This is a genomic window from Methanorbis rubei (genome assembly GCF_032714495.1).
GTDB classification, from domain to species: Archaea; Halobacteriota; Methanomicrobia; order Methanomicrobiales; family Methanocorpusculaceae; genus Methanocorpusculum; species Methanocorpusculum rubei.
Map to the genome: position 1 here is coordinate 1 of NZ_JAWDKB010000004.1, position 11798 is coordinate 11798.

An 11798-nucleotide genomic window follows, 5' to 3' on the forward strand; every position below is an offset into this window, starting at 1 on the left:
GCCGCGCTGGCACGGCTGGACATCACAAATCTTGCCGTCTTTGACGACAAGGTTGAAGGTACAGCCTGCACCGCAGTAAGGACAGGTAGTGGTTACATACTTAATTTCCATGGATAAACCTCGGATACTATAAACTCTGTAAAGACGGCATAAATACCTATCCAGTTTTTTCAGTTTTTTGTGTATTAACGGTGGGTCTGATCAGAAAATGAAGGAAGCAAAATTCAATTTCTAAGATTGATTTGATTTACTGGTTAAACACATCTACAGACATGGCGCGCATTTCATCGATTTTGATCACCATTTTAGATCACGATAGATTAGGTAAACCAAACACCATAACCAAGTAAATCATTTTTCAAAGTTGAGAAAAAATCAGTAACTGTACTGGTATCAGATGAAAAAAAAGAATGCCGGAAAAAAAATTATTGAAAAAAATTTAGTCCTCGATCTTTTTGAAAAGACCGGGCTTGGTTTTTGGAATCATGCAGGTCGGACACTTCCAGGAGTTGGGAATATCCTCGTACTTTGTTCCAGCCGGGATACCATGCTTGGGGTCGCCCAGATCCTCATCATAGATGTATGCACAGAAAATGCACAGATATTTTGCCATGATCTCATATCTCCCAACGTCGATAAATATTCTGGGGTCAGGGCACCCTTAGCTCTTATCCTGCATTTCTTCGCGGATTTCGCTGATATGCATAATATCATCGTAATTTTTGCCGCACAGACAGTAGTCATGCTTGTCAACCGCATAGACCGGATAACGAACAACATCTTCAGGGACAGGATTGACAGTCAGGCGATTCATATTGAGCAGATCCTCAGGCCGGTAACCGATCGTCTTACAGACATGATTGAAGTCGCGGATCCATCCGCGAAGGTCACGCACATCATTCATATCCCATTTGAAGATCTGGTAGAGCAGCATGTAGGCATCGCGTTCAAGAATCACCTGGGAAAGTTCCTGGCTCTGGGTGAAGTAGAAGTCTAAGAAAGATCGCACGTCACGCACCTGCTGGGCTGACTCGTACGTTGCCGCACGCATCTCGCGGGCGGTCTCAAGACGATCCTGATCATCAATTTTTCCGCCGAGGCGCCCGACCTCTTTGGAAATATCCTTGAGATCGACCTCGATATTCTCCAGATCACCGAGGACATCTTCGAACTTCTTATACAGCTCGACGCCGAAGAATGCCTCCATGTATTCACCGTTCTTTGTCATTGGTACAATATTTGTCAGCAACTAATATAAACAATTAGTTCGAGAATGTCGAAATTATTAAATATCTGAATAATGTCCATTTATCTATATTTAAAAGAAGATGTAACCTTTATTAGTGAGAAAAACAAAACTCAACCAACCAATGGCAGCATTCGACCCTGAACTCATACGCGGCGACTTCCCGATTCTGCAAAAACTGATCTATCTTGACAACGCCGCAACCTCTCTTTCCCCACGTCAGGTAGTCGAAGCACAGAATGATGCCGAGTATAACTACCGCGCCAACGTCGGCCGCGGCATTCACCGTCTCTCCCGCATCGCAACCCATCAGTATCTGGAAGCGCACGAGATACTCAAACGGTTCTTCGGCGGAGAAAACGGAACGCTGGCCTTCACGAAAAACACAACCGAAGCAATAAACACCGTTTCGCTCGGACTTCGCTGGAACAAAACCGACCGGATTGTTACAACCATCCAGGACCATCACTCCAATCTTCTTCCCTGGTATCGGCTGTACAATGAGGGAAGGGTTGCAGGAGTTGACGTAGCCAGAGGTCTCTCCGGCGTGATTTTGCCTGAGGATGTTGAGGCATGCATCACGAAGGACACGCGGCTTGTTGCGATCGGTCATGCCTCCAATGTGTTTGGAACGATTACTGAGGCAGAAGAGATTGCAAAGATCTGCAAGGATTACGGTGTTCTCCTGCTGCTTGACGGAGCACAGACTGCGCCTCATCTGCCCCTTAACTTGGAGAAGCTTGCTTGCGACTTCTTCTGTTTCTCAGGCCACAAGATGCTCGGCCCCATGGGAACCGGAGGACTTTGGATAAGCCCGGATGTCGCAGAGCCGGACATTCCGGCACCGCTCTTCGCCGGCGGAGGAATGGTTGCACAGGTAGATGGAACCTCGTTTACCTGCGTCGAAGGGCATGCACGCTTTGAGGCAGGAACCCAGAATGTTATCGGAGCGGTCGGTCTTGCAGAAGCCGCACGGTATCTAATGCGGCTTGGCATGGAAAATGTCGCAAGCCACAGTGCAGCTCTTGCGAGGAGAATGATCTCAGGACTCTCGGAGATTCCCGGAGTTCACATCTACACACCAAGCGGCGTGCCTTTAATCGGAACGGTTTCGTTTACGCTTGAAGGCGTGCATCCTCACGAGGTCGCCTATCTTCTTGACGAGGCGGCAGGCATCATGGTAAGATCAGGAGAACACTGCTGCCAGCCATTGATGAAAGGCCTCGGTCTTGCGGGCGGAACAGTGAGGGCGAGTGCCTACTGCTACAACAGCGAGGATGACATCGATATGCTGACTGCAACGGTCGAAGAGATTGCAGGGATGGTGAAGTAAGAATGACAAAATCTATGAAAGAAAAACCTGTGCAGATTATTATCAACGGCCGAGCCGCAATGACGCTCATGACATCAGCAGAAGATCCCAAGGATCTTGTGACCGGCCATATTTTTACAGAACGTGTGGTGGAGACGTATGCAGATATTACGTCCATACACCGCGACGGAAGCCAGGTCAGTGTGGTGACGTCAAAGCCATTTGGAATTTTGCTCTCCCGAAAGACCGTGCTTGCCGGATGCGGAGGGGCTTCGTCGTTTCTTGATTCAGGAAGGCTTGGACAACTGACTGCCGGTTTTACTCCTTCAAAGGAAGAGATTTCCCGCAGTTTTGATCAGCTCCCAACGTCATCCTGGTACAGCGGCGGACTTTTTGCAAAAGATGGTGCCCTGCTCGCAGCAGTCGAGGATGTCAGCTCCCAGAATGTTCTCGACCGGCTTATCGGTCACGGACTTTCGCTTGGAACAGTGTTTTCCGAGACCTATGTTGTCCTCACCGGCAATCTGGTGACTGAAACGGTCCGAAAAGCGATTATTGCAAAAATTCCCTTCATCGCAGTTTCTGGTGATGTTACCGCGACCGCTGCAAAGACTGCAAAAGAGGCAAACCTTACGCTTGTTCGCGTGGATAATCGGTAATATTTTTTCAAATTGGAGTTACGCGATGAATCTCATTGTTTGGGATTTTTCTGTCCTTGGTCTCGCTTGGAGTAACCACGGAAAACACTGAACACACGGAAAAAACACAGAATACCGCTTTGCTTACGGAAAACACAGAAAGCCTAAGGAAGTTGGCATCTCAAAACAGTGACAAATACACATACCCGTACACTTAGGCTTTCTGTCTTTTCCGTAAGCGAAGCGGTATTCTGTGTTTTTTCCGTGTGTTCAGTGTTTTCCGTGGTTACTCCAAATAAAACCAAAAAAAAGGAACTTTTTTCCTTATGCTATTTCATACCGCGTAAGCCCTATTCAAAATAGAAGTTCTGCGATGAATTTCATCGTCTGAGATTTTTCTGTCCTTGGCTTCACTTGGAGTAGCTTCTGTTTATTTTGATGCTAGATGCTAGATACCACTTCTCACAATGTTTGGAAGAGGAGAGGAGTTGATGATTTTTCCTACCCAGACAATACACACATTTATATACTTTTAGAAAGAAATATGTGACACGAGAGTACTTACGGAGCACTATCTATTGTTTTGAAAGTCTGCGGATTTTTTTTGGTTTGTGTTGGTCTGATGTTTTTCGATTGAGAAGTGGTATCAAGCATCAAAATAGCAGGAGTGGCTAAACAAATATAAAAATACATATGCTATATTAATATATGTGAATAATTAATTTTTTTCAAAAATAATCACATATAAAAATATACCCAATAACATTAATAAACAAAAACTACCAAAGAAAGATCATACACATGGTAACAGATATTTCTGAAAAAAAGAAAGGAGTGGACACCTATCTCAAGATACCACTTCTGGGTGGAGCCGTCATCGGTTTTGCCGCAGCACTCATTCAGGCGCTTTTGTTCGCCGCAGGCGGACCGCAAGCTTACGGATTTTGTGTCGCATGCCACAGCCGTGACTTAATCAACTACATAACAAACTCCCTCACCGGAAGCAACCTCTTCCTTGCACCCTTCTCCGCAAACGCTGTTGCCGCAGGAACCCTGCCGGTCTTAACCATCATCGGCGTATTAGTCGGAGCTGCAGGAGCAGCGCTTCTCTACAAAGAGTTCAGAGTCAAGAAAGGCGACGCAAAGAGTTACGCTGTCTATGGAGTCGGCGGAATCCTCTTCATGATCTTCGCACTCTGTATGGGAGCATGCCCGTACCGCCTTGCACTCAGAATCGGTTACGGCGACCTCGTCGCAGTCTTCGGACTCATCGCACTCATCGTTGGAGTATTCATCGGTATCAAAATCGCCATGAAAAGAATGGAGGGAAAATAACATGGTTGACGGATTCTTAATTCCCAAAGAAACAGCAGTACTTCTTGTACCAATCGCAACGATCATCCTCGGACTTGTCATCGGCTGGCTTGGTCAGAGAAGCGGATTTTGTTCAATTGGCGGTATTCGCGACTACATGCTCTTCCGCCAGACCCGTCTCCTCAAAGGATACGTCGCACTCATCATCTCAGCATTTGTCTTCTACTTCATCTTCTCCTTAATCGTTCCCGCAGCAATTCCCAAATTCTTCTGGTGTCTCCAGGAAGGACAGCTCTTCACCGCAATTGGCGGAGCGCCGGCAGTTGGTACCGTAGGAGTCATCATCCTCATGATCATCGGTGGAATTTTCGTTGGAATTATTGGAACACTCCTTGGCGGATGCCCGCTGCGTCAGCTGGTAATGACCTCGGAAGGAAACATGAAATCCCTGATCTTCGTGATCGGCATGCTTGCAGGTGCAGTCATCTTCACCGCACTTCTCTCACCATGGATCGTACAAGCGTTTACCGCAATAGGACTCTGAAGGAAAAATCATGACAGAAAAATTAGACATCACTGGAAAAGTCTGTCCGTTCTGCGTCTTATCCGTAGACCAGAAACTCAAAACCATGCAGACAGGGGACACCCTTACTGTACTCTGCGATCACGGATCAGCAGCTACCGGCTCAATTCCTGAATATGCCGAAATGAAAGGATGGAAAAGTTCCGTGAAACTCATCGAACATGGTCTCTGGGAGATCATCATTACTAAGAGCTGACGCAACCAAACAGATAGCGACAATGATCCCGGACTACCGTGAAGAATCCTGCACCTACCTGATGCTCAGATTAAAGGTCGCGCTCAAAAAGCATGACCAAAAAACCCCTTTCAGCTTCTATGGAACGGCGACGCAGGTAAAGACGGTGGAAGGATCGTTTCCTGCAAGCGGTTATACGGTTGCCTCCTCAAAAGAAGGAGACGACTGCTATCTTATCACGTTGTCATCAGCAGAAACCTGAAATCATCACACCTACAAAAAATATTTGGAGAATATATTCATGTCACTCAATAATATCGATATAGCACAGGTAAAACAGTACGAAGCAGACATCAAAGCAGATGGTGAAGAAGCAAAGTTCACCACAAAGATGCAAGGGACCTGGCTCTTTGACGAGAGCGGGCCGCAATTTACTGCAACCGCAAAGACCAAAGGTGAACCTGTCGTATTCACGCTATCCCATCCGAACTTTGACGGGCCCGGCGTCAGCCCTTCACCAATGTCATTTGGTCTGTTCTGGATTGCAGGCTGTGCATCTGCAACCCTGATGACGTCGGCTGAAAAGAAAGGGATCAAGATCGATGCTCTCTCAACCTGTATTGAAGCAGATCTCGACTATCATGCACAGTTCAAACTTGGCGACCAGCCACTGGTTGGCGAGTACCGGATCAACTTCATCATCAGTTCCAAAGCCTCGGATGCAGAAGTTGAGCAGTTGAAGGCTGATGCTCTTGCCGGATGCATGGCAATGTACACCGTGAAGAACGCCATTCCGCTCAAAGTTACCCACACACGGGCATAAATTTTCATTCTTTTTTTAAATGCAGTAAAGACAATTCTTTTATCATTCCCTCTCCAATATCGAGGTACAATGGCTGATCCGAATCTCTACTTAAAAGGCGGCGTTATCCCGGAACGGGACAACGAGCATTATATCATCCGGCTTCGTGTTCCGGCAGGAATGCTTGACGTCGAGGCTCTTGCAGGCATCGCAAAGATTGCAAAAAAATATGGAATAACCAATACCCATCTCACCACCCGCCAGACGATCGAACTGCTTCAGGTAGGTCCTGAAGTCCTTGATGATCTTCTTGCCGACCTTGAAAAGAACGGCACCCCGATCGGTGCCGAACGTAACGAAGTAGTCAACATAACTTCATGTCTCGGCAACGCGAACTGCAAGTTCTCGGTGATTGATACCCTCTCTCTTGCCAAGAGGCTTGATGAGAAACATTTCGGCAAAGAGATGCCGGTGAAAGTTCGTATCGCTATCTCGGGCTGTCCGAACGGATGCACCAGCGAGCGGCTGAATGAGATCGGCATCACGGGTCTCCGACGTCCGGTCCGAAACGAAGGACTCTGTACCGGATGCGGAACCTGCGGCTACTACTGTAAGGAAGACGCAATTCTGATCGAGAACGGAAAACTCAAACTCAATCAGGGTGACTGCATGCTGTGCGGATTCTGTATTCATGCATGTCCCTTCCAGTACATCAACTTCGATGACCCGCTCTACTTAATTACGCTCGGCGGCAGACGCGGACGCCATCCAAAGATCGGCAGAACATTTTACATCGCAAAGTCAGAGGATGACGTGGTTGAAATCGTGGGAAAAATTATCTACTGGATCTTCCGCAGCATTGCCTCAGACAAAATGCTTCCCGAACAGCTGACCGACGAAGAGTTCATCGAGTTCCGCGAAAAAGTAAAGAAGAGTCTCAAGCCGCTTGGCATCGAAGGCATCGACCCAACCAACGCGTACTGCATCTGAATAATTTTTTTTCTTTTTTTGTTTTGAAAATTTTTTTCAGAAAAAAAATTCTAACGAAAAAATATTTTTCACAAAAATTTTGTTCAAATAGGACCTACTCGGTGATGAATTTCATAGTTTGGGATTTTTCTGTAGGTGGTCTCGCTTGGAGTAACCACGGAACACACTGAACACACGGAATTCCACGGAAAAAATCAAGGACAGAAAATTCCTTTTCCTTATGCTATTTCACACCGCGTAAGTCCTATTCAAAGAATTTTCAAAAAAAAGAAAAAGAAGGATTTACTCCTTCAGAGTGTAGAGGTGGCCGTAAACGACCTCGCCCTTGCTCTTTGAGTGGCGTTCGCCAAGATCGCCGATGAACACATTGAAGACCTGCTTCTCACCGTCAACCTCGATCTCCCGCTCCTCAATCTTTCTGAAACCGGGCATCATCACATCGCAGCCCTGGAAGACGTAGATCTCGCCTTTTACCATCTGGCCGCCGACACGGCGGTGAGCCTTGCCTTTGACAATGATTGTTCCGCCTTCAGCGTGAGTACCGATGTGGATATCCACGTTACCTTCAACGATGATCGTTCCACCGTTCATGAAAGTACCAAGGTCAGAGCCTGCATCACCCTTAATACGGATGAGACCGCCCTGCATTCCACGCCAGTCGCCGCGGTATGCTGCGCCGAGATAGTTCCAGGCACGGCCGTCAACCAGCATCTCTCCGCCCTTCATCTGAAGGCCGGAGAAGGAGCGGACATCTCCCTTAACGTGGAGCTTGCCGCCGGTCATCCAGGAACCCGTGAACATATCTGCGGTTCCGTTGACAACAACTTCGCCTGCGCTCATCCATGCACCGAAGTACTTGCACTTCGAAGTTCCTGGGCCATAGACATCGATCTTCGTCTCTTCTGCGGTTGCACCGGCAGATCCGGAGATCTCGAACCAGTCGCCGAGCTTGTAGTTGGACTTACCTTCCGAACACGGAAGTGCTGCAATCGCCTCAAGCGACTTTCCGGCAAACTTGTCCGGAGTAACACTCTCGCATTCGAGGTAGAGGGTCGGGACTTTCTTTAACTTAATGGTTACCGTCTTCATGTCTTACACCTCGATAATCTCCTGGTGCGGAACATAGTGATCAATAACCTCGTAGTTGTCAAGGTTGACACTGTAGTACTTCAGGAACTTCTCGTTGATATCGTGCATGACCTGCTTGTTCTCAGGTACCTTTGCATTGACCCAGTAGGTCTTCTTAACGACCGGATCAGCATCGAGAACGACACCGTTCTCAACGACCTTGACGCCGTCCTTGAAGAAGTATGCAGATCTTGCAAATGCATTCTCAAGCTCAATACCCTTCTGCATATTGTCAGGGTTGATGTTGTAGATTGCAACGTTTGCATTCATGCCTGGTGCGAGACCGCCCATAGAGCCGGACAGACCAAGAACCTGTGCAGGTCCTGCACGGGTCATCTGGGAAAGTTCGTAGAGGCTGATCTCACGGTCGATTTCTGCAAGGTAGGTTGCGTCGATGACTTTGGTTGCGTACTTGAAGCTGTTCAGGAGATCGTCACGATACTTCTTGTCCATCAGCCATGCGTAGAGACGCGGGTAGCGGGTGAACGGACCTGCATTCGGGTGGTCGGTTGTGATCATTGTCCGCATCGGATCTGCTGCGAACAGTGGAACCTCAAGACCGATTGCCCACTGAATGTCACAGACCTTTACCTTCGGGTCGTAGACATATGGAACGACACCAGAAGAGGTCTCAAGCTCGACATCAACGTTACCCCACTTCAGGTGGTTCAGGGCACCAAGGTGGTACTCGAACGGACCGTCGGCAGTCATCGTCGTGGTCTCGTCAAGGGTGACGCTACCAGAGTCGATAGAGATCTGCGGAGTCTTGTTCACATAATCCATGACTTCCTTGGACTTGGACTCAAAGTCGCCCCATCCGGTTCCGCCGTAGGAGTGGAACTGAATGTGGGTGTGGTGCAGAACAGTCTTACGGCCGAAGTTGTTGTTCGGCTTAAAGTCCTCTGCGATCTTCAGAGAGTCAAGGGTCGTCGTGTAGTTTCCGGGGTTACCCAGGTTGTTGGAGTGAAGGTGGACGGAGTGCGGCAGGTGCAGCTCTTCGTTCGTGGTGATAAGACCTGCAATGATCTCTTTGGGCGTAATTTCAAAGTACGGCACCGGATCATTGACGGTCATACAGTTCAGACCCCAGGCCCATGCCTCGGATCCTCCCGGATTCACACACTTAATACCGTATCCTTTGGTCTGGCGGAGCATCCATGCAACATATGCTGCTGCATTGTCGATCTCGCCGTTCTTCAGGTACTCGAACATGAACCAGTTGTTACCGAAAACCGGCATTGCTGCTTCATCAACGATCGGGGTGTCGCGAATCTCCTCGTGCGTGTGGCGCGAGTAAAGTGGCGGCATTGCTGCTTCCATCAGGAAGGCAAAACCCATACGTGCGTACTCGTATCCGGTCTTGTAGACGGTCGGAATAGAAAATCCACCCTCGATCTTTGTCTTCGGGTCGATCTTTGCAGAGCAGCGCTCGCCAAGGCGGAACTTGTCCTCCGGGCGGTACCAGCGGCCGAGGTTGACCTTCGGACCTGCAACGTGGGTGTGCACATCGAGTGCACCGCCCATGACGGTCTTGCCGGTTGCGTCAATGACGGTTGCGGAGTTGCTGACTTTGTCAACAATCTTGCCGTCTTTCATGCAGACGTCAGCGACGTCGCCTTTGTGACCGGTTACTGCATCGAACACGTGACCGTTTTTAATGATATATTCTGTCATATTTAGGTCTCCTGTTCAAGCTTTGCAAGATACTCAGATGCGTCCTTTACACCGTTCTCTGCGAGAATCTCGTCGACTCTCTTCGTGATGCGGTTGAAGAGTTCTTCATCTTCAAGGACACCTTCGGGTGCATCGACACATTTGCGGGTCTCGATTGGGACGTTGTCCATACGGTAGCAGCATCCGCCGACTTCAACGCCGACGATTGCGACTGGGATATGGAGGTCCGAGAGTTCTGTCGACATGCTGATGTGCGGGTCGATGGTAATCGTTGGAATGCTTGCCATAACTCTGGTTGCCTCGAACGGGAAGTGGGCGGCAAGGTCGCTTGCAATGACTACACAGGCGTCAACTTCGTGACGGACGAGTAAGTCCACAGAGGTGGTCTCTCCCGGGTTGTGGCGTGCCATTGTCAGTCTTGACAGATCGCATGCGAACGGGTAACCATACTGCCATCCGAGAACCTGACCGGCACCGGTAACGTTGTAGTGACCGCGCATTGCAATGAGCACTGCTTTGGTGTAGTCGTTTAAGTCGCGGATGAAGTTGATTGCTTCGTCGATGTTGTGGTTTCTTCCGAGCGTGTGGGTAAGTCCCATACCGAAGAAGAGGGTCACGAAACGACCGGACTTGAGGATCTCAATGACTTCTTTAATCTTCTCTGCTGGAACTCCGCCGACTTCGGCAGGGATCTCTTCACCGCGAAGAACGGTTCTGAATGCATCGATGATTTCGTAGTCGTAGCTCTGTTTGATGCGAACAAAGGTGTCTGCAACTTTTGCAGTGTCGGTTTCACGGCAGTCAACACAGATGATCTTTCTTCCTTTCTGTCCCTTTGCGGTGAAGAATCCGCGGGGGAAGATAGAGTATCTGGACATGTGACGGGGGTGAGCGTGTGCAGGGTTGCATCCCCAGAAGATGATACGGTCAGCACGGTTCTTGACCTCACCAAGGGTACAGGATGGTACTCCGGTATCCTGAATTGCGAGGAGAGAGGATCCATGGCAGACGGTTGCACAGTTATCGATGACACCGCCGGTCTTCTCTGCAAGTACGTTACCTGCGGAGATTGCTTCACAGTTGGTGGATGACCATCCGTAGAACAACGGCTTCTTTGCTTTGAGAAGTGTCTTTGCAGTGAAGTCGATTGCTTCGTCGTAGGAGATGTCCTTGTAGGTTCCGTCAGCCTGACGCATACGTGGAACAACGACACGACCCGGGTTGCCAACGTGAAGATATTTTTCTGCTCCGATCGCACAGGCGTTTCTTACCTGCAGGATCTTCTTTCCGTCGTCGGTGACGTCGACTTCAAGATCATCGCAAAGTGTACCGCAGAATGTACAGATTACGTTTTTGATTGTTTTAGTCATAGTGCGGGTCTCCTACATATTTCAGACCACATTTATCGTGCATCATCTTTACAGCTTTCTCAATCTTTTCCTGCGGAGCTGGTTCGATGAGACAGTCAAATCCACAGAAGCATGGCTCACCGGTTGAGTACGTGTATGATGGAACAAGGATGTTTGCCCACGGTCCCATTGGGATGTGGCCCAGTCCTGGATACAGACTCTGGGTTGCGGTAACTGCCTTGAGGATAACACTTCCTGCTGCGCTGGTGACTCTGACGTTGGTGTTTTGGTTGATTCCGAGTGCTTTGAAGTCTTCTTCGTGGAGTTCAATGAGTGAACATGCGTCGAAGTACTTCTGAGATGTCTTTCCGGTTTCGATTGCAACACCCTGCTTGATTTCTGTGCAGGTGACGACACTGACGATGATACCGTTGCCGTATTTTCTCAGTCCTCCTTCCTTCATTGCCTGAAGTTTGAGAGCTGAGGAGTATTCGGTGGTTCCGCCGACGAGGTGTGGCTTGGACCAGTCTCCGAAGTTTTCCTTCTGAAAAAGGTTTGGTAGGGGGGAGTATTCTCCTTCTGCCATT

The 11798-nt window shown here is 48.7% G+C and carries 15 protein-coding genes; 8 read left to right on the forward strand and 7 right to left on the reverse strand.

Annotation, left to right across the window (positions count from 1 at the left end):
* The 3 genes from McpCs1_RS04925 to McpCs1_RS04935 all read right to left on the reverse strand — a co-directional run.
* The coding region (locus McpCs1_RS04925) for a hypothetical protein (RefSeq protein WP_338094946.1) at window positions 1-111 on the reverse strand (111 nt) is incomplete at its 3' end.
* 328 nt (window positions 112-439) lie between these two features.
* On the reverse strand, window positions 440-613 hold the full coding sequence (locus tag McpCs1_RS04930) for a rubredoxin (protein ID WP_338096151.1): 174 nt from the start codon (window positions 611-613) through the stop codon (window positions 440-442).
* Window positions 614-661: 48 nt separating this feature from the next.
* Window positions 662-1228, reverse strand: a complete 567-nt coding sequence (locus McpCs1_RS04935; RefSeq protein ID WP_338096152.1) for a hypothetical protein — start codon at window positions 1226-1228, stop codon at window positions 662-664.
* Between the two features lie 142 nt (window positions 1229-1370).
* On the opposite strand from McpCs1_RS04935, the gene McpCs1_RS04940 reads away from it, so the two are divergent.
* From McpCs1_RS04940 to McpCs1_RS04975, 8 genes are all read left to right on the forward strand, one after another.
* Window positions 1371-2579: an aminotransferase class V-fold PLP-dependent enzyme gene (locus tag McpCs1_RS04940; protein WP_338096153.1), complete on the forward strand. Its 1209-nt coding sequence runs from the start codon at window positions 1371-1373 to the stop codon at window positions 2577-2579.
* Between the two features lie 2 nt (window positions 2580-2581).
* The gene (locus McpCs1_RS04945; protein WP_338096154.1) at window positions 2582-3217 is read left to right on the forward strand and encodes a formate dehydrogenase accessory sulfurtransferase FdhD; all 636 of its coding nucleotides are present in this window, start codon (window positions 2582-2584) and stop codon (window positions 3215-3217) included.
* A gap of 780 nt (window positions 3218-3997) precedes the next feature.
* Complete coding sequence (locus McpCs1_RS04950; RefSeq protein ID WP_338096155.1) at window positions 3998-4531, forward strand: YeeE/YedE thiosulfate transporter family protein; 534 nt, start codon at window positions 3998-4000, stop codon at window positions 4529-4531.
* A gap of 1 nt (window position 4532) precedes the next feature.
* Window positions 4533-5054: a YeeE/YedE thiosulfate transporter family protein gene (locus McpCs1_RS04955; RefSeq protein ID WP_338096156.1), complete on the forward strand. Its 522-nt coding sequence runs from the start codon at window positions 4533-4535 to the stop codon at window positions 5052-5054.
* A 10-nt stretch (window positions 5055-5064) separates the two neighbouring features.
* A complete protein-coding gene (locus tag McpCs1_RS04960) occupies window positions 5065-5289 on the forward strand; it encodes a sulfurtransferase TusA family protein (RefSeq protein WP_338096157.1) in 225 nt (74 codons plus the stop codon).
* Between the two features lie 22 nt (window positions 5290-5311).
* A complete protein-coding gene (locus McpCs1_RS04965; protein WP_338096158.1) occupies window positions 5312-5530 on the forward strand; it encodes a hypothetical protein in 219 nt (72 codons plus the stop codon).
* A gap of 39 nt (window positions 5531-5569) precedes the next feature.
* The gene (locus McpCs1_RS04970) at window positions 5570-6091 is read left to right on the forward strand and encodes an OsmC family protein (protein WP_338096159.1); all 522 of its coding nucleotides are present in this window, start codon (window positions 5570-5572) and stop codon (window positions 6089-6091) included.
* 69 nt (window positions 6092-6160) lie between these two features.
* Window positions 6161-7060, forward strand: a complete 900-nt coding sequence (locus McpCs1_RS04975; protein WP_338096160.1) for a 4Fe-4S dicluster domain-containing protein — start codon at window positions 6161-6163, stop codon at window positions 7058-7060.
* Window positions 7061-7342: 282 nt separating this feature from the next.
* On the opposite strand, the gene McpCs1_RS04980 is transcribed toward McpCs1_RS04975, so the two are convergent.
* From McpCs1_RS04980 to McpCs1_RS04995, 4 genes are read right to left on the reverse strand one after another with little or no spacing between them, the layout of a single operon-like run.
* Window positions 7343-8149 carry a formylmethanofuran dehydrogenase subunit C gene (locus McpCs1_RS04980; RefSeq protein WP_338096161.1) on the reverse strand — a complete coding sequence of 269 codons (807 nt, stop codon included), beginning with the start codon at window positions 8147-8149 and terminating at the stop codon, window positions 7343-7345.
* A 3-nt stretch (window positions 8150-8152) separates the two neighbouring features.
* On the reverse strand, window positions 8153-9862 hold the full coding sequence (locus tag McpCs1_RS04985) for a formylmethanofuran dehydrogenase subunit A (protein WP_338096162.1): 1710 nt from the start codon (window positions 9860-9862) through the stop codon (window positions 8153-8155).
* 2 nt (window positions 9863-9864) lie between these two features.
* Window positions 9865-11232: a formylmethanofuran dehydrogenase subunit B gene (locus McpCs1_RS04990; RefSeq protein ID WP_338096163.1), complete on the reverse strand. Its 1368-nt coding sequence runs from the start codon at window positions 11230-11232 to the stop codon at window positions 9865-9867.
* Window positions 11225-11797, reverse strand: a complete 573-nt coding sequence (locus tag McpCs1_RS04995) for a molybdopterin dinucleotide binding domain-containing protein (protein ID WP_338096164.1) — start codon at window positions 11795-11797, stop codon at window positions 11225-11227. Before McpCs1_RS04995 ends, McpCs1_RS04990 begins: the two co-directional genes overlap by 8 nt.
* Between the last annotated feature and the right edge of the window lies 1 nt (window position 11798).